Raw genomic sequence first — 20,794 nt, 5'->3', positions numbered from 1 at the left:
GCTCAGCAAGCGATACACGCTGCATTCAGTCGCGATGTCGGCACGCGCTAATCTCAGGCAGAGTCTTTGCGCATGTCAGTCAGCAGGAAAAACACCAACACCGCCAGCCCCCCGATCAATGCGGCAGACGTCAGCAGCAGCACTGAGTGTGTGGTCGAAAAAGCCGCCTTGCCCGCAGCAACCAATGCGGCGGCCTGATCGTCGGAAAGCTGCCGCGCGACCAGATACGTATCGCCCATCGAAACCGCAGCCTGATCTGCGAGATCAGGGGATAACCCAGCAGGGGTCGTGAGGTTACGCCTGAAAATAACCGACATAAACACACCAAATAGAGTGATGCCGAGACCAGTGCCCAGTTCATACCCGGTCGCTTCCAGCGAACCTGCAGCACCGCCCTTACTTGCATCGACTGAGCCCATAATAGCGATGGACGACGCAGTCAGGCCGATACTCAGCGCTAAACCCAGCAGTGCCAGCAGTAGCGGTACAATCACTCCCGGAGCATGAAAATCCTGCACGGCAAGCCAGCCCAGCGACAGCGCTGCGACGACCATCGACAGGCTGGCCACTGGCCGCAGTCCATACCGGGCAGATAGCCAGCCCGCAACCGGACCGCCCACTGCTGCCGCAGCCATGATGGGAATCAGGAATATCCCGGCCTGAAGCGGTGTTTTGTCCAGGACGTATTGCAGCTCCTGCGCCAGAGTCAGTTCGACCCCGGCCAATGCGCCGCTGGCGACCACCGCCATGATGATGCCAGCGACGATGGCAGGGTGTGCCAATAAGGAAAGATCCAGCATCGGCGCAGCAGCGCGGAACTGCTTACGAGCAAACAGCACCAGCATTGCCAATCCGAAAGCCAACGTCAGCAACACCACTGCAAGGGGTTGCTTGCCACCAAAACCCGTCTTGGCCGCATACACCACCGCAATCATACCCATGACCAGCAGCAAAGCCTGACCAATCGGCCAATGACCGGGTACGGTCTGCTCCTGACGCGGCAGCAGTAGCCAGCAGGCCGGAGCTACAACGAGCATCAGAGGCACGTTGATCAAGAACACCGAGCCCCACCAGAAATGTTCCAGCAGCGCACCACCTATCAGCGGGCCAACCGCCGCACCGGCAGCCCCCACCGTACCCCATAATCCGAGCGCCAGTCCTCGCTCCTTATCGTCCTCAAAGGTACGGCGGATAATGCCCAGCACGCATGGCATGATCATTGATCCCCCCAACGCCAGCATAACACGCGCACCAATCAGCATCTGTGCAGTAGGCGCAAAGGCCGTCGCGGCTGAGGCAGCCCCGAAGATCACCAAGCCGATCAGTAAGATGAGTCGGTTACCTACCCTGTCGGCCAGAGTACCCATAGGCACCAGCAAGCCGGCCATCAACAGCGGATAAATATCGATGACCCACAGCACTTGGTTATTTGTTGCTCCCAACGCCTGGGTTAACGTGGGGACCGCAACATGCAGAATGGTCATATCGAGAACAACCGGCAGGAATGCCAGCATTACTGCTATCAGAATCAGCCAGCGCTTGGGGTTTAGAAAGTAGTAAGACACAGGTTCACCCCTGATTTGCGCGTCATTTAAAATATAAATACAATCGTATTTAAAAAGATAATAGTGGGGGTAAAAAAGAAAAACAATGGGCAGAAAACCAACTATTACCCGTGACAGGTTACTGGGTGTGGCCGAAGCACTTGTACGCGAACAAGGTGGTTCAGCGCTGACCATTGGTGCTTTGGCAAAGGCTGCAGGCATTTCCAAGGGAGGCGTACAGTACTCGTTCTCCAGCAGAGATGAGTTGGTAGGCAGCTTAGTTGACCGCTGGACAAGTCGGTTCGATGCGATGCTGGACGAAACACCGACAAATGATCCGCTCGGCTTTGTTCGAAGTTACATTGAGGCAATGAGAACCGCACAAAAGGCTATGGATGCCAAGATTGCAGGCCTGATGGTCAGTTATCTGGAAAACCCTGAAAACTTAAAGGAAACACGCGACTGGTACCGGGGAATTTTTAACCGTATGACAGGCGCATCTTCAAACGCCCAAGCAGCCCGCGTTGCCTTTCTGGCCGTTGAGGGGTTATTCCTCTTGCGCATCAATGGTATTGACGAAGATGGTGATTGGACAAGCTTTCTTGATGATGTAGATGCAGTATTAACGCGCCTGACGTGATCAGGTCAATTGTCATTTTTGATAACGGCCAACGCCATCCCAAGATAATGAGCTGCCCCCGGCTCCTTGAAGCTGCGAAATTACTCATTATCTATTCCTTCATTTAACCCTCCATTAACCACTGTCCGTTTAAAACTATTGTGATATTGGCTCCCGAATAGGAACTGGCGGACGTGAAACCAGACGCGTTAACTTTAAGTTTGTCACTGGCGTTACTCGGTGGTTGCAGCACCCTGAGTGACCCTCAGGCTGGCAGGGCAGAAAGTCTGGCCATGCCCGCAGACTGGGCGGTACCCGCAGAAACCCTAGATCTATCCATGCTGCCCCAGGATGCCGGGTTACTTGATCTGTTCCGGCAACCGCAGTTGAAACAGCTTGTCGATGAAACCCTTAACAATAACCTGGATTTGCAACACACCGCCCTGCGTTTACGACAGCAACAACTGTTGATCGCTCCTGAACGTGCAGCCCGTCAACCGGAACTGACGGGTTCGTTGACCAGCCAGCGGTCAAAGGAAAAAACAATCAGTAATCAACAAACACTGGCCCTGACCCTGAACTGGGAACTGGATGTCTGGGGCCGCTTGGCTGATGGTCAGGCCGCAGCCCAGCAAACTGCGGCAGCACAGAAACTCGACTATGACGCTGCACGCCATTCTCTGGCGGCCCGCACGGTTCAAAGCTGGCTGGATATCAGTCTGCGCCAGCAGATCATCAAAACTGAGCAGCAATGGCTGAAAAGTTCTGAAAACAACCGCGCTGTGATACTGGACCGCTATCAGAGCGGGCTGGGTAACCTGGCGGATCTGGCGACGGCAAAGGCTGCAACGGCTCGCGTTCAGGCCAGCCTTATTGAGCGTCAGAACCATCAACGAGTGGCCTTGAGGCAGTTAAATCTGCTGCGCGGCGTCAGCAATAACAGTGAACCGCCAGAGATCACGGTGACACCGGATATCACCACACCGCCGATATCACTTCCAGGTACCGTTCTGGCTCGTCGCCCCGACCTGCAAGCCGCCTATCTGAGAATTCAGGCCGCTGATCACAGTGCCGCCAAAGCTTACAAGCAGCTGCTTCCCGGGTTCTCATTGCAGGCCACCCTCTCCAATACCGGACAAGACCTGGATCAACTTCTCAAAGGGTCGCCGCTGTGGAGTCTCCTCGGGCAGTTGACGGCACCGCTGTTCAATTCCGGACGCCTGAAAGCCCAGGCAGACATTGCCCAGCTGGATGCCGAACTCAGCTACCTCAACTATCAGCAAACGCTGCTGGATGCGGTAAACGAAGTGGATAACGGACTCGACCTGGAAGCGACCCTGGCCCAACAGGAAAAAGCCCTTGCACAAGCCCTGCAACATTCGCAAACCAGTCTCGATCACTACCGTTCGCTGTACCGCGATGGCGTAGGCGACATCCTGAATCTAATCAGTGCCGAGCAGACTGCTTTTGAGGCTCGCATACAGCTTCTCCAGGTTCGCCAGAACCGCCTGTCTAACCGCATCACCCTCGGCCTGGCGCTGGGGATGAACATCTGAATCACAAGAGAACATCATGCAACCAAGACGTCGTTGGCTCCCTTTCACGCTTACCGGTCTGGCACTGTGTGCGATCCCGTTGGCGCTGGTTTATACCAACGTTGCCATCAGCAACCAGCCGCAACCGGAGCAATATGAAGCACCGGCAATACTGCCCCGGGTCACCGTGCTCTCACTACAGAGCGGCACGTATCAGAGCCGCATTGAAGGTTATGCCGAGGCCCGTGCCACCGATGAAGTTCAGCTGGGCAGTCTTGTTTCCGGTCGGGTCACTTGGCGCTCGGACGCGTTCCATAATGGCCATCCAGTGAAACAGGGCGAAGCACTACTGAGGCTGGATACCACCAGTTATGAGGAAGTGGTGGCCAATGCCCGCCAAACGCTGGCCGATGCCGAGTTAACGCTGATTCAGGAACGTCGTCAGCAGAAGCAAGCGGAGCGGGACTGGCAACGCTCAGGGATTCAGGAGGCCCCCAGCGATCTGGTGCTGAGGAAACCGCAACTAAAGCTGGCGGAGGCGCGGGTCGTTGCTGCCAGAAAGACGCTTCAGCGTGCACAACGGGATCTGGAAGAAACCACGCTGAGAGCGCCCTTTGATGCGGTTGTCATAAACCGTTCCGCAACCCTGGGAAGTTACATCGAGTCCGGTGCGACCGTAGCAACCCTTCGAGGAACCCAACGTGTAGAACTGGAGCTGACACTGTCCAGCCAGCAGTGGCAACAACTTCCTGAAAACCTTCAACAGGTTGCGGTACAGCTACGTGACCCGGACCAGCCAACACATCGGTGGCAAGGACAGGTCAGCCAGCTATCGGCCGCAATTAACCCTGAAACTCGACAGCGCAGTTTGACTGTCAGCGTCGCAGACCCTCTGAAACAATCGCCTCCCCTGCTCAGCGGCAGTTTCGTGGAAGTGAGTTTGAAAGGACAACTGCGCAGCCATCTGTTTGCGATTCCGGCCACCGCGCTCACGGCTGATGGCTATATCTGGACCGTGACCGAAAACCGGCTGCAAAGGCATGCGGCGACACCGCTGTTCAGCGCTCAGGGACTGCACTACATTCCGGCAACTTCACTGCCGGCAGAAATCGCACTGGTTGCCAAACCACTGGCCAGCTATATGCCGGGAATGGCGGTTCAGCCTGACCTGTCTGAGGAAACACCCAATGAATGATCTGGGCCAGAAAGGCTGGGTAGCCTGGTTCGCCGCCAATCCGGTCGCGGCCAATCTGCTGATGCTACTGATTCTAGTGGCTGGCGGCATCAGCGCTTTTAATCTGCGGGTCGAAGCGTTTCCGCCGATTCCACCGAACAGTGTGAGTATCTTTGTCAGCTACGACAGTGGCTCTTCCCATTCCGCAGAAGAAGGCATTACCCTCAAAATAGAAGAGGCCCTGCAAGGCATTCAGGGTATTAAAAAGATCAGCAGTATCTCCAACACAGAGGGCAGTAATATCACGGTCGAGCGCAGCAGCGGGTACGATCTGGATACGCTGTACCGGGACATCAAGAACCGGATCGACGGCATCGCGACTCTGCCCGCCGAAGCCGAACGCCCGGTCATCACCAAAGACACCTATCTTGAAGATGCGGTATCGGTACATTTGGCCGGCGATGTTCCTCAGGATGTGCTGCAAGAAACCGCCCGTCAGTTACGCACCCGGTTGCTGAGCAATCCGGCAATCGAACGAGTGAACACCAATGGTCGGGAAACACCGGAGATCAGCATCGAGGTTGATGAGCACCGGCTCCAGGCACTGAACCTGACCATCAGCGATATTGCCGAAAAGGTCGCCGCCTCATCCCTCACCGTGGCCGGAGGTGAACTCTTCAGTCGGGAAGGCTCAATCATTATCAAAGCCGATCAGCAACGTTACCGGCTGCGCGACTTTGAAGCGATTGTGATCCGTCAGACCGGCGACGGTCAGCGCCTGACGCTCAGCGATGTCGCAACAGTCCGGGACAGCTATGAACCATCCGGAGCGCTGTCCCGGTTCAACGGTGAGCGGGCGATCTGGCTCGACATCAAGATGTACTCCAGCTCAAACATCATGGCCATCAGCGAAGCGGTCCGGATGGAAGTCGACCGTTTCAGTGACAGTCTGCCGCAAGGCGTTACCACCACGATCTGGAACGATCAGAGCTTGTATATTGGTGCTCGCCTTAACCTGCTGCTGAAAAACAGTGTAATGGGTATCGCCCTGGTCATGCTGCTGTTAGCTTTGTTCATGAATATCCGGGTTGCGTTCTGGGTCGGGGCTGGTCTGCCGGTCATTTTCGCCGGCGCGATGCTGCTGATGGATGCCCGACTATTCAACATGACCCTCAATGAACTGACCACCTTCGGCTTTATTATCGCCCTGGGCATCGTCGTCGATGATGCCGTCGTGGTGGGCGAAAGCATCTACAGCGAGCGTCAGCGCTACGGTGCAAGCCTCAACTCGACGATCAGGGGAGCCCAGCGAGTCACGGTGCCGACAGTGTTCGGGGTGTTAACCACCATCGTCGCCTTTCTGGCGCTGGTTCTGGTTGAAGGAGAACTGGGTAAAATCTTCAGCTTCTTTGCCTACGCGGCCGCTTTCTGCCTGATCTTCTCGCTGGTGGAATCCAAATTTATCCTGCCCGCCCACCTGGCCCACCTGAAAATGGACAACAGCCCTGCCCGCAATCCCGTCAGCCGCGGCTGGCAATGGCTACAAACTCAGGCCAGTCACGGTCTGACTTACTTCACCCGCAAGATCTATCGACCGTTTGTTCATCAGGCTCTGAATTTCCGCTATGTCGCGCTTATGCTGGCAATCAGTCTGTTCATTATTGTCGGTGGAATGGTGCCTTCCGGCCAGATACGCGCAGTTTTTTTCCCTGACATTCCCAGCGACTTTATCGAAGTGCAACTGGAGCTGGACCCGCAGGCAGGCTACGGCCTGGTTCAGCAACAGGCGGTCGAGATTGAACAGACCGCCGCCCGCCTTAATCAGCGCCTGCAGGATGAGTACCAGCTGTCTCAGCCTCCCATCCCCCATCTGATGACACTGTCCGGTGATAGCAGTGCGTCTGTCATTGCCGGACTGTCACCCCGCGATCAGCGTCCGTTCGGCACTCAGGAGATTGCTGATTTATGGCAACAGGAGGTCGGGCCATTGGAGGCCGTGCGCAAGCTGAAATTTGTCACCACCTGGGAAGGTGCTACTGATATCAGTATTGAACTGGCTGCGGAGTCACCGCAAACGCTGCAACAGGCCGCCACAAAAGTACAGGAAGCGCTGGCACTCTACAGCGGTGTTTCCGGTATCGAAAACAGCATGAAAACCGGCCAGGCCCAGATCGACCTCCAACTACGGCCGGCCGGTGAGGCGATGGGACTCACCACCGCCCTGTTGGCACGCCAGATCCAACAAGCCTATCAGGGGTATGAGGTGCAGCGCATACAGCGTGGCCGGGACGAGGTGAAGGTCAAAGTGCATTATCCACAGGATCAACGCCAACAACTGGATGATCTGCAGCGGGCTCGTATTCGCACCCCGGACGGCCGGACGGTCGCGCTGAGCACAGTTGCGGATATATCTACCCGGTATGTCGCCGATGAGATCAAGCGAACTGACCGAAGCCGGGTGGCAGTGGTCACCGCCAATGTGAATAAAGCGATTGCCGCCCCAGCGGAAATAATCGCCAGTATCGACGCTCAATTGCTGACCCAACTGCAACGGGATTATCCAGGCCTGACCATTCGGTTTGGCGGCGAAGCGCAGGAAGAAGCAGAAACTACCAACTCGCTGAAAGGCGCTTTTCTGGTTGCACTGATTGCGATCTACGCGTTGCTTGCGATCCCGCTGAAGTCATACCTGCAACCGCTGATGATTATGAGTGCGATCCCCTTTGGTGTGATCGGTGCCCTGCTGGGGCACTGGTTGCACGATATTCCGCTGAGCCTGTTGTCGCTGTTTGGCATCCTGGCATTGTCCGGAGTCGTGGTTAACGATAGCCTCCTGTTGATCAGCCGCTACAATGAGAACCGACTTCAGGGAAAGCCACCCAGGCTGGCCATGGTGGAAGCTGGCTGCAGCAGAATGCGGGCTATCGTACTGACCTCAATAACGACTTACGCTGGTCTGGTACCGCTGATATGGGAAACCGCTGAGAACGCCCAGTTCCTGATTCCTGCAGCTGTCGCAATGGGTTACGGGATACTGTTTGCCACTCTGATTACCCTAATCCTGATTCCCGTACTGGTGATGATCAGTGAGGATCTGAATATTCGTCAATGGCGGAAGAAGCGCCGCCAACACAGCACCACATCAAAAACGACGATGGAAACCATGTCATGAGCGATCAGGTTGTGCAGGTATTACTGGTAGAAGATGACCGTGATCTGGCCGCGTCGGTGGCCGACTACCTGGCGCTGGAAAAGATCTGTGTCGATCATGCCTACAACGGTCAGGCGGGACTGCAACTCGTAACCTCTAACCGTTATGACGTACTGCTGCTGGATCTTATGCTGCCACAGATTGACGGCCTGCGTCTGTGTGAAAAACTCAGACAACAGGGAACAGACACCCCCGTACTGATGCTCACCGCCCGGGATACCCTGAGCGATAAAGTAGCCGGTTTTCGTGCCGGCACTGACGACTACCTGGTGAAGCCTTTCGCAATGGAAGAGCTGATCATGCGGGTTCGGGCGCTGGCCAAAAGGCGCAGCAGCCAGGTGCGCAAACTGTGTCTGGCCGACCTTACGTTGGAGCTGGATAACCGCAACGCCAGCCGTGCTGGCACCCTGCTTAAACTGAAACCTTCCGGCCTGGTGCTTCTGGAAACGCTGCTGCGGGCAAGCCCGGCGGTCGTGAGCCGAAGCCAACTGGAACAGGCCCTGTGGCCGGATGAACCACCCGACAGCAACAGCCTGAAAGTACATATGTACCACCTGAGGCAGCAAGTGGATAAGCCATTCGATAAGGCCCTGATACACACCATTAAAGGACAGGGATTTGCGATCCGTGATGAATCCCCTGAACAGTAAGCAGCAACCCCGCACCATGCGTCGGGAGCTGGCCATCTACGTATCGGGTCTGGCGCTGATAACAGCGCTGGCCTTCGCTTTTGCGCTGGAATTGTTCTTTATCAAAGGACTGGATGAAGCGGTCGGTGGCGCCCTGCTGATGGAAGCCCGGTCCTTCGAGGCCAAATATCAACAGAATCCTGAGACACCACTATCGAACTCATCATCGATCCGCTCCTTTCTGGATAATCTGGATAACGCACCAGAGTTTTATCGCCAACTGATCGATCCGGATACCTTGCAGCCCGGGCAATTCAGCGAATATCTCTGGGAACCCCATGGTGAGGAAAACTGGCAGGACTCCCGCTACCTGATCGTCTACCTGCACCTGCTGCCTGATCAGCGGCGCTTGTTTGTTATTTCCGACTACCAGAGCAACCTGCTGACCAAAGAGGAACAGGCGGATTTAGATCAGACCTGGCAGCTGAAATTCTACCTGGCCGGGAGCTATCTACTGATCATGCTGCTGGCTATCTGGCTCTATAATCGCCGGATCAACCACTACACTCAGAAACTGGCAGACTGGGCGTACAGCCTTTCTCTTGAAAATATCCAGCAGTCGGTGCCGAACTTCCACTTCCACGAACTCAACAGCATTGCAGAGCAACTAAGAAGCGCCTTTGATCGGATCGCAAGGCTTCTGGAGCGGGAGCATCAATTCCTCCGTCACGCCAGTCATGAATTACGCACGCCAATCGCTATCATCCGGACGAACCTGGAATTACTTCAACGAGTGGGTATACCAACAATGTTCGAGCGTCCGATGGAACGGATAAACCGAGCCAGCCAAAACATGCAGCAGCTAACAGGAACCCTGCTCTGGTTAAGCCGGGAAAACGACACCCCGCCATCCATATCGTCTGTTGATCCTGCAAGGTTACTGGACGACATCAGTGAAGAACTGGCCTATCTGCTTCAGGGCAAAGAGGTACAGCTGCAGCGGGACTATCCAGAAGAGAGATCGGTGCAAACCCTGCCACTGGTTCCATTGCGTATCGTATTGGCCAATATTCTACGCAACGCCTATCAGTTTACAGAACAGGGCACAATCACGCTTACAGTGACGAACCAGAGCATCGTCATTCGTAACAAGAGCGAATACCTGGCCGAAGACAGTGACAGCAGTTTTGGGCTGGGACTGATGCTTGTGCAAAAAATCTGTAATCGGCTTGGCTGGCAATTGTCTTTGGAATGGCTGAATCACGGAGTAAAAGCAGAGTTACAGTTTCCTGAACCACCTTCTGCAGAATAGAGAGTGCAAAAAGAACTGCATTACCGACCTTGTCGAATAGTGTCTGTCACTCTCTCTCGATTGTGAAAAGAAATTTTGTTATCAATAAGTTAAGCGTCATGCCCCCCTTCTCATGACAAACCCCATGCTCAGAACCATAATGTAAGAAAATTATTTAAAACGAAATAATTTGGCTTGCTGTACAGCAAGTTGGCAACGCCTGCCTCAAATGTACCTTCATGCAGCTGTAGAGCTGGGCAGCCTACTTAGCAGATTCTCGGTATACGCAGCAACATTAGTTCCCCTTTGGTAGCAACCACAATGAACCCACCGACAAAACCAGCATGACAGCAAAGACAATGTTTGTCATACGCCCGATGACAGGGTTCCTCAGGTACTTCGAAAAAGCAGCGCCAAAAGCAAGCCAGACGACACTAAAAATGAGTATAACCACGGTTAGTGCCAACAGCTTGCAGACCATGTCGACGATCACGTTATCAACCACAATACTATGACTCGAATAAACCGCGCCAATTGCTGCAAAAGCCTTTGGATTTGCCACTGCGAGGCTGAATCCTGGAAGAAAATTCGGCGCACTTTCTGTTGGAGCTGTAACTTTTCCTACAGGTGCCGTTGCGATTTTTACAGCAAGATAAAGTATATACAGGCCTGCGATACTGGACAGTATAAAAAGCAAGGTTGGCTGAGCAAGCACCAGCGTAGTAACACCTGTTGCGACCATTAGTAGCACAACGATTGTTCCCAGAATGATGCCGAGCATATAACGCAGACCGGTCCGGAATCCAAAAGCGGAACCAAGACCGGCAAGGCTCAGTGTCGCCGGCCCAGGACTTCCCATCAGGGGAAAAGCCGCCAGCCACATGAAAATGAGATTATCCGTCATACGCCAAACCTACTCGGGGAGCCGGACGCTCATGCACCAGCAGGTGAGCAATTGCCGACAACACGCCCAGGGCGATGGAAAGATACCAAACCTGATCGTAGCTGGCGTAACGATCAAACAAAACACCGCCGAGCCAAACCCCAGCAAAGCCCCCAAGCTGATGACTCAGGAATACAAAACCAAACAGAGTACCCATTATACGGGGGCCAAACATGGTCAGAACCAGCGCGCTGGTCAATGGGACGGTGGAAAGCCATAGCCCACCCATGACCAAGGCGAAGATCATCACCGAGGTCGGGGTGACTGGCTGAGAGATAAAAATGATGATGACCACTGCTCTAAGGGCATAGATTGCCGCAAGCACGTAGGGTTTTGGAAAAAACATGCCGAGGCGCGAGGCGAGCAGCGTACCGAATATGTTTGCGAAACCGGCCAACGCCAGTGCCTGTAGCCCTAGAGCACGCAATTCATCTTGAGAGGCCGAGGAGACACAGAAATGCTGTACGTAATTGGGCAGATGAGCAGTTATAAATGCGAGATGAAACCCACATACGAAAAAACCCATATTGAGCAACAGATAGCTCGTGTGGCCAAAGGCACTTCTAACCGTTTGAGTGACCGGAGCATACTCAGCGCGACCGGACAATGGTGCTTCGTTCACTCGCAGAAGAGGGATACACAGAGCCATAGGCAGAAGCGCTCCGGTTATCACAACAACCATAAGCCGCCAATCAAGCCACTCCGTCAACCACGAAGCCAGCAATGGCAGGATGACTTGTCCAGCGGAGCCAATGGCCGATGTGATACCAAGATAGTGGCTGCGCCTGGCTTCGGGCGCGGCTCGTCCAATCACGGCCAGGACGACGCCGAATGCCGTCCCGGATATCCCCATACCGACAAGCACACCGGCACCAAGATGCTGAGCCAAGGGTGTCGTACCCAAGGCGCAAACCACCATTCCCACCACATAGAAACCGAAGCCCAGCCACAATGCACGACGATCACCAAACTTGTCGGCGATCATTCCGAAGCCCGGCTGTGCAAGCCCCCACACCAGATTCTGAATAGCGATTGAAAGCGAAAACACCTCGATTCTGCCACCGAACAGCTCGTCGGACAGCGGCTCGATAACACCACCAAAGATCGCACGTACCCCAAAGGCCAAGGCCAATACAAAGCCACCAGCAAATACGATTGGCATCATCTCCGGATTCGAGCCTTTGGAGGCTTTTCTATGAAGCATCATGGCTATCTCACTCTTGCACCTTAAGTCTTTGAGGAAAATTGATTGGCAACTCAGCTGCCTGTCACTCCTGATTGACGCCGATGCTAGCACCGAGATATGCTTTTTAATATCGAATATATTTTAAATAATAGTTTTGGATTTTTGAAGTGAATATTGCTTTCGACATTGATGCACTACGTGCGATTGTGGCCGGAACTGACCTGCACAGCTTTGCAAGAGCAGCCATGCAACTGGGGCGCTCACAGTCGGCAGTCAGCATGCAACTCAAAAAACTGGAACAGCAGGCTGGCACACAGCTATTCATCCGCAAGGGCAGAAATCTGGTCCCAACCGAAGCTGGAGAGGTATTGGTGGCGTATGCCCGCCGAATTATCGCTCTCAACGATGAAGCCGCACTCGCACTCGGCGCGACGGCGACTTCTGCCACCGTTAGGCTTGGCCTGCCACAGGATTTCTTTGAGGACGTGATGCCTGCAGCCTTGTCTGCATACTCCCGCAAACACGCGGGAGTACACGTCGAGGTTCAAGCTGGCCCAAATCACGTACTTGCGGAAAAGGTTCGGGCTGGCCGCCTGGATGGTGCCATTGCCTTTTTCCCAGCAAGCTCCGCTGGTAACAGTGACGGTGATCTCGTTTGTGAGCTTCCCATGCAATGGTTGGCACATGAGCGCTTTATGAATGATTCCCTCGATGACCGGGTACCATTGGTGCTATTCGACCATCCCTGCCTCTTCCGACAATCTGCTCTAGCCGCACTCGATCAGGCGGGTAAGCGCTGGAAAGCAGCAGTAACAACACCAAGTCTTCCGGGCATCTGGGCCGCGCTTCGTTCGAATCTCGGTCTTGCAGTGCGGACCCAGCATGGCATGCCTAAAGACATCAGGTGTATTGGCGAAAAATTTGATCTGCCCGAACTCCCACCTACTGCCCTTAAGCTGCTCTGTGCTTCGAATGCTAGCCCGGCAGCGCAAGATCTATGCGAAATTCTGTACCACGAAACGATCAATCAGGTCGCTCCAGGTGGAATAAGACAGACCTACTAACCTGGTACTGCGCCATTCGAAAATGCCTGATATGCTTCTCATTACCGAGGGGTCACCCACCAAGGGGCTGAAATACTGTTGGCGATGCTGCAGCACAGTGACCCTTTGAGCCTGAATCGGATCATGCCGGCGAAGGGACAGGTTTTGACGCCTCATACCTTCGCTGGCCTCGCAAACGAGGCTGACATGTTATCAACGACAGAGAACACCCCCACCATTCGACCAATCGCCGCTACGATTGCCGCCGTCTATCACAAAGAAAAGATACTCTTGGTACGCCGGGCCAACCCGCCGGACGCAGGCCGCTGGGGCTTCCCCGGAGGAAAAATAGAGGCTGGCGAATCGATTGAACTTGCCGCCGTCAGAGAACTATTGGAGGAAACCGGGGTGCAAGGTCGTGCACGTCAGGTATTCACGGCTGTGGACGCCTTCGACCAGGACGAAAGCGGCCGGATACATCAGCACTTCGTGCTGATTGCGGTTCTTTGTGAATGGATTGCCGGAGAGCCCGTAGCTGGAGACGATGCGCTTGATGCGAAGTGGTTTAGCCTCGACGAACTGACCGATACCGGCCTTGCCCTGAGTCTCGATGTCGCCAAGGTCGCCCGTCAAGCAGCCGCTATCACCCTTGGACAAACGAACGGCTCATGATCTCCAGTATTCTCACCATTGCTGGCACAAACATAGATGGCACACCTGCTTCCGCTTCTTTCAGGATCTGGATGATCTGTTCTTCAGTGAATCGCTTCTTCATGTTCATCTTCTTTCTCTGTGATAAACATTACTAAGAGCTTCATGGATTAGAAAGTGGGGAGCAGGTCACAACTACTTTAAACCTTGCATCCAGAACTGGCTGAGTTCAGTAGCAGAAATATGGGATGCCGGCAGCAGCGGCTCAGGTTGTTCAGAAAATATCTTCTTAGCTACCTGTCTTCCAACCAATTGGGCTGCAGAAGTCTTAACATTCCTCTGTTGATAGAAGCCTTGCAAAGCGACTTCCAGCTCATCGGTCTCCATCAGTAAGCGGGCAAGGTGCCATGCATCTTCCAGCGCCTGACATGCCCCCTGACCAGAGGTCGGCAAGGGAGCATGGGCCGCGTCCCCGATAATTATGACATTGTCTTGATGCCAATAGGGAAGAGGATCAATGTCATGAACAAAAATGTGATTAACCGATGCTCTATCGCAGGACTGCAACACATTTTGCACTGGATCGGGCCAGTCCCGAAAACGCTGATTCAACTCTTCGTACCAATGGGCCCCGGACCGCTCCCTGTCGACAGCGGCGTTCCAGGCTCCCGCCCAATAGCACCACCCATCATTCACCGGGACAATTCCAAAACGCTCACCTAGACCGCGGAAGTCATGAATAGAGTTATCCAAAGCACCCTCGCGCTGCCTGCTCACTCCTACGACATTGACAAATCCGTGATAACGAGGAGTCACTTTCTCCGCATACAATGTCTGGCGCACGACCGACTTCATCCGCCCATCGGCCCCGACTACCAGGTCAAACTCCTGGCTTAACTTCGTCACATCCGCTGCTGTGATTGAGCAGTCAAACTTGATCTTCACCCCTAGGTCATCGAGCGCACCGGCCAGTAGACTCATCAGCTCACGCCGCAATACCGTCACACTGGGAAAGCCGCAGAGCGAGTTTACTGCCATGATATCGAACTCAGTTTGCAGGACCCCATGCCGGTCAAATTGACGCATCGTGCCTGGCGCGCCTCCCATACGCTTGACCTCCTTGCCCAGCCCCATCTGCTGCATGACAAACATGGCATTGGGCCATAGCGTAACACCAGCACCCATGGATGAGACAGTACTGCCACGCTCAAATAGGCTGACCTGACAGCCCCGTTTCGTGGCGAGTATTGCCAGTGCTATCCCGGCAACACCGGCACCTACTATGGCAATTTTATTAGTTCTGCTCATCGACTCTCTCCTGATTTATGCAACTTGATAGTGACTGTAATGAAACCCAAATTTATGATAAATATGATTTTATCGTTTTATTAATCTCATATTTTGGGATAACCAATGATAGAGAAAGTCGAAATTCAGTGGTTGCTGTGCTTCCAGGCTGTCTATGAAAGGCTGAGTTTTAAGATCGCAGCTGAGCAACTACAGCTGCCAACATCCAATGTCAGTCGGCACGTCGCTTTGCTAGAACGACAACTTAATGTGCGGCTGCTGGAACGTACAACGCGTAGGATGACTCCAACAGCAGCCGGTAAGCAGCTGTATCGATCCATTACACCGCTCACTCAAGCCATGGATCATACCTTGGAAGAGGTATCCCTATTTGGAGATTCCCTATCCGGACACTTGAAGATCATTACACCAGATCTCCCATTCATGGCTGATATTCTCGCGGACTTTTGCATTCGACATCCTCAAATACAGCTCAGTTGTGACACCCAACTGGACCCAACAGACGGACTACTGGAAGGATTCGATTTGGTATTACGTTTTGGACGTGGCCCACTGGAAGATTCTAGCTGGGTCGCCAAAGAAATCCTGCGATGGCCGAGCTGTGTGGTGGCTGCACCAGAACTTCTGAAACATCATCCATCGCCACAATCGCTGGATGAACTGACCAAAGCCCCCTGCATTACCAGTATGTCGGTACTCCAAGGAACGCCTTGGCGGTTTAAACAGAACCAAACCGTCCAAATTAGATCCAACTACAAGGTGAACAGTGGCCAAATGGCCAAGGCCGCTGCACTGAAAGGGCTTGGCTTCGCCATTTTACCCCTTCATGCCTGTCAATCAGACATCGACAACGGATCCCTTGTTAAAATTGACTGTAACCGCGAACCAGAGGATTTAGTGCTATATGCGCTTTATTCCGGAAGAAAGTACCCACAGAGCAAAGTGAAGGCGTTTCTGGAACACCTGCAGTTGGCGCTCGCTCATTTGAGTGTATGCAAAAAGGAAGACACCTAACTGACTGAGCATCCGACATTGTGGACCGCGTGAAAAGAAATGCGGATGAAGTGCTTCATGGACAGAGTTCCTTTCCGTGCAGCTGATCCAACGATACTACACACGCCGACTCTACCCGTAATCGGTGCGACCTCAATCGTATGCAGCAGGAATTATCCCATGCGGCGGACTTATTCGCAGCTTCCCTAATGAATCGCCCAGGCTTTACCGGAGACCATTTTGCTTGAGTCGGGCCGCTCCTCCAGTTGGCGATAGTACGCCATTTCTCGCCTTGCTGGGGAACGTTGCCAATGGATTCCAGTAATCGGTGATTGTTGAACCACTCCAGCGCGGCGTATTCAACGGTATCCAGACCTTTCCAGGAAGCACAGTGGAGCAGGTTTTTCTGCTCCCATCGAGACTCTCTACTCCATTGAACGATATTCATGCGAGCTCGCTCGCGTGTGGCTGGGCGACTAAAGGACGAGCTGTTTAGTTCTTTAGTACAGAGGGGGATGTTCAGAAGGTGAAGTAGAATGATGGTAATTGACACCTTTCAGAGACAGACCGCAAGTCCAGGGATAGAACCGCAAGTCGCGTGACGGCCCAAAGAAATTAAACGCCCGGGTAAGGATGCAGTGGGGGCCGCCGGCTCGTTCTCTTCACTTTCCTTTATATTCCATTGAGCCCTGGCCTATGAAAATCAAATCGATTCAGTTGAAGATAGCCCTTATCGGGGCGGTTTGCCTGCTACTGACGGCTGCGCTGTTGGTTGCGTACAGTATGTACAGCTTCTCTTCCACTCAGCAGTTGGTGTTTGAACGGGTTAGCGCTCAAACCACCTCGACCACGCTGGAAAATCTTCAGAATCTGGGCGGACATTACGCCGGCGAGGTGCAGGAGAAGTTCGATCTTGCGCTGGATACCGCCCGCACCATGGCAGACACCTTTATCGTGGCACTTGAAGCGCGCAACGATGGCGATGAGGGACTGAATCTGGGGCGTCAGCAGGTCAACAGCATACTGCTTCGGGTGTTAAAGAATAATCCTGAATTTAATGGCACTTACGCCTGCTGGGAGCCGGATGCACTCGACGGTGAGGATGCATTTTCCCGGTCCCTCGGTGCAGGTACCAACATCTCTACTGGCCGTTTTACACCTTACTGGACGCGCACCCGAGAGAGCGATATCAATGTACAGGCGCTGGTTGAGTATGACTCGTCTGAAAAACATCCTAACGGAGTCGCTAAGGGCGGCTGGTACCAAGGCCCCAAATCAACCGGCCGCGAGAGCATAATCGGCCCACTGCCCTATGTCGTGCAGGGCAAGCAGGTGTGGTTGGCCACCATGTCGGTGCCGATCATGGTCAACGGTGAATTTCTTGGCGTGGTGGGTACAGATTATGACCTGAATTTTGTCCAGGAGATCGCACAGCAGGTTGACCAAGCACTGTTTGAGGGCCAGGGAGAAGTGGCAATAATCACCGATCAGGGCTTACTGATCGCCGAAAGTGAGGATCCCTCTTTGATCGGCGGGCATTTCAGAACAGTGATGACCGATAACTGGCAGGGTGGCTTGGCAAAAATCAAAGAGGGTAGTAATTGGGTCGACCATGACCGGGAGTCGGGTGTTATTACTGTTCTTTCGCCTATCCAAATGGGGCGGACCGGCCGCTCCTGGTCGGTAATGCTCAAGATCGATGAGTCAGTGGTACTGGCGTCTGCCCGGCAATTGGAAACCGACATGACGGCCCAGGGTCGCAGTAGCATGCTGATGCAGTCCGTCGTCGGTGTTATCGTGTCGCTGATCGCGATTGCGGTGCTCTGGTTTGCCGCCCGCTCGTTGGCTGCGCCGATTCGTAAGGCTGTCGTGCTGGCGCGAACCATCGGTGCGGGTGACTTGTCGCAGCGTATGGGACACAAGGCGGATGATGAGGTTGGACAGCTTTCAGGTGCGTTGGACCGCATGGCGGACAGCTTGGAGAAACAGGTCGGTGTGGCGGAGCGGATCTCCAATGGCGACCTGAATCTCACTGTGGAACTGGCCTCTAATAAAGACCAACTGGGCAGTGCTCTGCAGAGAATGGTGCAGAATCTTAACGAGCTGGTGTCAGAGGTTAAGGTGTCATCGCAGCGGATTAATGAGAACGCAACCCGGGTATCGGGTTTGGCTTATAACATGTCTGAAGGGGTGTCGGCATCGGCTTCTTCGACGACGCAGATCTCTGCCGCCGTCACCGAGATGGCGGCTCAAATCACACAGAGCTCGCAAAATGCGGAAAGGGCCAGCCAGCTGTCGGCAAGTTCCGAAACCATGGCTCAGAAAGGCAACGAGCTGATGCAGGTGCTTAATGGGGCGATGCAGGAAATCGAGTGCTCAGGACAGGACATCACCAATATCATCAAGACGATTGAGGAGATCGCCGAGCAGACCAACCTGTTGGCGCTCAATGCGGCAATAGAGGCTGCGCGGGCGGGTGAATACGGTCGCGGTTTCTCGGTGGTCGCCGATGAAGTACGCAACCTGGCAGCCCGCAGCGCAGAAGCAGCAGGGCGAACTGCTGCCCTGATTAAGGCTTCCAACGAACGCACGTTGCGTGGCATGGAATTGACCGACAGTACGTCCGGAGCGCTGGCTGAGATCGTCGCGGGGGCAGTGGAAGTCTCATCCCTGGTGGCCGAGATCGCCTCTGCCTCTCAGGAACAGGCACAGGCGATTGAACAGGTCAGCATCGGACTCACCCAGATAGATGAGGTAACGCAGCGTAACAGTTTAGGTGCCGAGGAGTGCTCGGAAGCGGCTTCGCAGATGACAGAGCAAGCGAGTAATCTCACAGGACTAATGTCGCGATTTCAGGTTTCAGCCTGACGTGCAATCAATAAAAGAAAGCCCGTTACCTCTGTTCCGTCGGTAGCGGCTTTCTGGTTTTGAAATCAGGTTGAGCGGCCGAGCAAAAAATGGCTGGGGTGCCTTGTCGCCTCACTAAAACGTCGCAACGACTAATAACACTTGGCCTCGCCAATCAGCCAACGTAAGGCAGAATATTGCGCATCGCCTGATCGACGTACTCTGCCTTCCCCCACCGGAGCCACGCAATGAATCGCGTTGTTGGCTTCTTCGACGCCTACTCCTTTAACACGCGCCTTGTCGCGGGTCTTCTCTCTTGCTGGCGACTTCCCATCAGCGACCATCCGCTTGGCTTCACCAAGTCGCTCACGGGCTTCTGCCAGAATGATACCCCAACGCCATAGGCCAAAGGTGATTGTCTCTTGCCTGCCATTGATCGAGTAGTTGTAACGGAGGGTATGCATCTATGTCGGCTTCACGGTTTTCGCGTGATATCATGCTTTTGCTGATTTGTTGAAGAGGAGGTTGTTATGAAAATCCGTAAATTTTCGGTCGTGGTTACCTGCATCATGATTCCAGCGATGTCCTATGCCCAGGATTTTGACTTTGCAAATTTCTCGAAGGCCGTTGAAAGAGCTCACGAGCTAGGAACCGCGTGCCAGGATAGTGTGGATGCCGATGAAATGACACCACAGTGCGAAAAGTTTCTGAATTACTATAATGGCGAATACGATGAGCAGGTGGTTTTGCTATCCGAAGAAATGTCCAGGAATGGTGCTCGGTTCATTGATGACATTGGCTACGATGAATTCGACCGTGTCTATGAGCTTAATGGGCAAGTTGAGAGAATGGAGATTTTTGCCTACGATCTGAAGTACAACTAGAAGATAATAGGCTAGATCAAAGATTGATGCCGGAGGGCGGCCTTGAATGGAAATTTGGCATCAATGTACGCTAATCATGCTATCAAAGATATCATAATTAGCAACCATCTAACCTTTAAAAAGATGACGACCACCCACTTTTAGGCAGTCCATTCATCAATCATGTCAGCCCAGTCCTGCAACATGGCTGTGCGCTGCTCGCGATACTCGGCTTTGTTATAGATTGCCCTCACACCCTTTTACTCATGCGCCAGGTATTTCTCAATCTAGTCGGTGTTGTAACCGGCTTCATGGAGCAAGGTACTGGCTGTTCGCCTCAGGTCGTGCGGGCCGAATTTGGCAAGCTTCTGATTGCCGAATTTCGTTTCCAGCTCTCTCGTATAAACCGAGCGGCGCATATCACGGGTAGAGTCGGCCATCTGGTAGCCACTTAGCCACTTTTCCGCCCAAGCACCAAAGGTTTCAGCCCCTTTAACACGCGCCTTGTCTCGGGCCTTCTCCTTCGCTGGCGACTTTCCATCGGCGACCATCCGCTTGGCTTCACCAAGCCGCTCACGGGCTTCTGCCAGAGTGATACCCCCAACGCCATAGCGGCTAAAGGTGATTGTCTCTTGCCTGCCATTGATCGAGTAGTTGTAACGGAATAAGATAGAACTGGCAGGAGTGACAGCTACATAGAGGCCATCCCTGTCATTCACCTTGTAGAGTTTATCCCTCGGCGTGAGGTTGCGCAGCATGGTATAGGCCATCACTCATGACATCATGTCTCAATAGTACCTCCTTGGATACCACGCTCAAGCGGTGCTTCCCGCTGCCATCAGTTGCCAAACACTGCCAGACACAAAAACAAAAAAGCCCATGAAAACATGAGCTTAATTTTTATTTAATGCCAGTTAGTACCAGCTAGTGCCTAACGTGTGATCATTCCCACTCTAA

General features: G+C 53.7%; 18 protein-coding genes and 1 pseudogene. 11 read left to right on the top strand and 8 right to left on the bottom strand.

Going from position 1 to position 20,794, the window contains the following annotated elements; all coding sequences use genetic code 11:
• Positions 1-53: 53 nt before the first annotated feature.
• Positions 54-1,565 carry an MFS transporter gene (locus BLV48_RS07830; protein ID WP_254774992.1) on the bottom strand — a complete coding sequence of 504 codons (1,512 nt, stop codon included), beginning with the start codon at positions 1,563-1,565 and terminating at the stop codon, positions 54-56.
• A 127-nt stretch (positions 1,566-1,692) separates the two neighbouring features.
• Here BLV48_RS07830 and BLV48_RS07825 point away from each other — a divergent pair, with 127 nt between their 5' ends.
• From BLV48_RS07825 to BLV48_RS07800, 6 genes are all read left to right on the top strand, one after another.
• The gene (locus BLV48_RS07825; protein ID WP_217632975.1) at positions 1,693-2,184 is read left to right on the top strand and encodes a TetR/AcrR family transcriptional regulator; all 492 of its coding nucleotides are present in this window, start codon (positions 1,693-1,695) and stop codon (positions 2,182-2,184) included.
• Positions 2,185-2,357: 173 nt separating this feature from the next.
• Positions 2,358-3,719, top strand: a complete 1,362-nt coding sequence (locus BLV48_RS07820) for an efflux transporter outer membrane subunit (protein WP_175527622.1) — start codon at positions 2,358-2,360, stop codon at positions 3,717-3,719.
• Positions 3,720-3,735: 16 nt separating this feature from the next.
• Positions 3,736-4,893: an efflux RND transporter periplasmic adaptor subunit gene (locus BLV48_RS07815; protein WP_091825542.1), complete on the top strand. Its 1,158-nt coding sequence runs from the start codon at positions 3,736-3,738 to the stop codon at positions 4,891-4,893.
• Positions 4,886-8,044, top strand: a complete 3,159-nt coding sequence (locus BLV48_RS07810; protein WP_091825539.1) for an efflux RND transporter permease subunit — start codon at positions 4,886-4,888, stop codon at positions 8,042-8,044. Before BLV48_RS07815 ends, BLV48_RS07810 begins: the two co-directional genes overlap by 8 nt.
• A complete protein-coding gene (locus BLV48_RS07805) occupies positions 8,041-8,733 on the top strand; it encodes a response regulator transcription factor (protein WP_091825536.1) in 693 nt (230 codons plus the stop codon). Before BLV48_RS07810 ends, BLV48_RS07805 begins: the two co-directional genes overlap by 4 nt.
• Positions 8,714-10,024 carry a sensor histidine kinase gene (locus BLV48_RS07800; RefSeq protein ID WP_091825535.1) on the top strand — a complete coding sequence of 437 codons (1,311 nt, stop codon included), beginning with the start codon at positions 8,714-8,716 and terminating at the stop codon, positions 10,022-10,024. Before BLV48_RS07805 ends, BLV48_RS07800 begins: the two co-directional genes overlap by 20 nt.
• A 274-nt stretch (positions 10,025-10,298) precedes the next feature.
• Here BLV48_RS07800 and BLV48_RS07795 read toward each other — a convergent pair whose 3' ends face one another.
• Both BLV48_RS07795 and BLV48_RS07790 read right to left on the bottom strand, forming a co-directional pair.
• Positions 10,299-10,907 carry a LysE family translocator gene (locus BLV48_RS07795; protein WP_091825532.1) on the bottom strand — a complete coding sequence of 203 codons (609 nt, stop codon included), beginning with the start codon at positions 10,905-10,907 and terminating at the stop codon, positions 10,299-10,301.
• Positions 10,897-12,153, bottom strand: coding sequence for an MFS transporter (locus BLV48_RS07790; RefSeq protein ID WP_091825530.1), 1,257 nt, complete (start codon positions 12,151-12,153; stop codon positions 10,897-10,899). Before BLV48_RS07790 ends, BLV48_RS07795 begins: the two co-directional genes overlap by 11 nt.
• 146 nt (positions 12,154-12,299) lie before the next feature.
• Between BLV48_RS07790 and BLV48_RS07785 the strand changes: the two genes are divergently transcribed.
• Together BLV48_RS07785 and BLV48_RS07780 are read left to right on the top strand one after the other, a co-directional pair.
• Positions 12,300-13,196, top strand: a complete 897-nt coding sequence (locus tag BLV48_RS07785; protein WP_217632974.1) for a LysR substrate-binding domain-containing protein — start codon at positions 12,300-12,302, stop codon at positions 13,194-13,196.
• 84 nt (positions 13,197-13,280) lie between these two features.
• On the top strand, positions 13,281-13,847 hold the full coding sequence (locus BLV48_RS07780) for an NUDIX hydrolase (protein ID WP_422730693.1): 567 nt from the start codon (positions 13,281-13,283) through the stop codon (positions 13,845-13,847).
• On the opposite strand, the gene BLV48_RS19465 is transcribed toward BLV48_RS07780, so the two are convergent.
• Positions 13,819-13,950, bottom strand: a complete 132-nt coding sequence (locus BLV48_RS19465; protein WP_302847875.1) for a hypothetical protein — start codon at positions 13,948-13,950, stop codon at positions 13,819-13,821. The genes BLV48_RS07780 and BLV48_RS19465 overlap by 29 nt on opposite strands.
• Before the next feature lie 71 nt (positions 13,951-14,021).
• Positions 14,022-15,134, bottom strand: a complete 1,113-nt coding sequence (locus tag BLV48_RS07775) for an FAD-dependent monooxygenase (RefSeq protein ID WP_091825527.1) — start codon at positions 15,132-15,134, stop codon at positions 14,022-14,024.
• Positions 15,135-15,239: 105 nt separating this feature from the next.
• On the opposite strand from BLV48_RS07775, the gene BLV48_RS07770 reads away from it, so the two are divergent.
• The gene (locus BLV48_RS07770) at positions 15,240-16,148 is read left to right on the top strand and encodes a LysR family transcriptional regulator (protein WP_175527621.1); all 909 of its coding nucleotides are present in this window, start codon (positions 15,240-15,242) and stop codon (positions 16,146-16,148) included.
• A 185-nt stretch (positions 16,149-16,333) separates the two neighbouring features.
• Here the strand turns inward: BLV48_RS07770 and BLV48_RS19585 are convergent.
• Positions 16,334-16,515: pseudogene (locus BLV48_RS19585) on the bottom strand (hypothetical protein); the annotation flags it as partial.
• Between the two features lie 308 nt (positions 16,516-16,823).
• Between BLV48_RS19585 and BLV48_RS07765 the strand changes: the two are divergent.
• On the top strand, positions 16,824-18,995 hold the full coding sequence (locus BLV48_RS07765; protein ID WP_091825523.1) for a methyl-accepting chemotaxis protein: 2,172 nt from the start codon (positions 16,824-16,826) through the stop codon (positions 18,993-18,995).
• A gap of 131 nt (positions 18,996-19,126) precedes the next feature.
• On the opposite strand, the gene BLV48_RS19680 is transcribed toward BLV48_RS07765, so the two are convergent.
• Entirely contained in the window at positions 19,127-19,438 is a 312-nt protein-coding gene (locus tag BLV48_RS19680; RefSeq protein WP_479691119.1) for an integrase arm-type DNA-binding domain-containing protein, read from the bottom strand.
• A gap of 66 nt (positions 19,439-19,504) precedes the next feature.
• Between BLV48_RS19680 and BLV48_RS07755 the strand changes: the two genes are divergently transcribed.
• Positions 19,505-19,858, top strand: coding sequence for a hypothetical protein (locus tag BLV48_RS07755; protein WP_091825521.1), 354 nt, complete (start codon positions 19,505-19,507; stop codon positions 19,856-19,858).
• 266 nt (positions 19,859-20,124) lie between these two features.
• On the opposite strand, the gene BLV48_RS07750 is transcribed toward BLV48_RS07755, so the two are convergent.
• A complete protein-coding gene (locus BLV48_RS07750; RefSeq protein WP_479691120.1) occupies positions 20,125-20,607 on the bottom strand; it encodes an integrase arm-type DNA-binding domain-containing protein in 483 nt (160 codons plus the stop codon).
• Positions 20,608-20,794 lie beyond the last annotated feature (187 nt).

Origin of the sequence: Marinobacterium iners DSM 11526, from assembly GCF_900107855.1 — a bacterium.
Classification (GTDB): Bacteria; Pseudomonadota; Gammaproteobacteria; order Pseudomonadales; family Balneatricaceae; genus Marinobacterium; species Marinobacterium iners.
The sequence above is the reverse complement of the archived record's forward strand: the minus strand, read 5'-3'. Positions and strand labels throughout refer to the sequence as shown.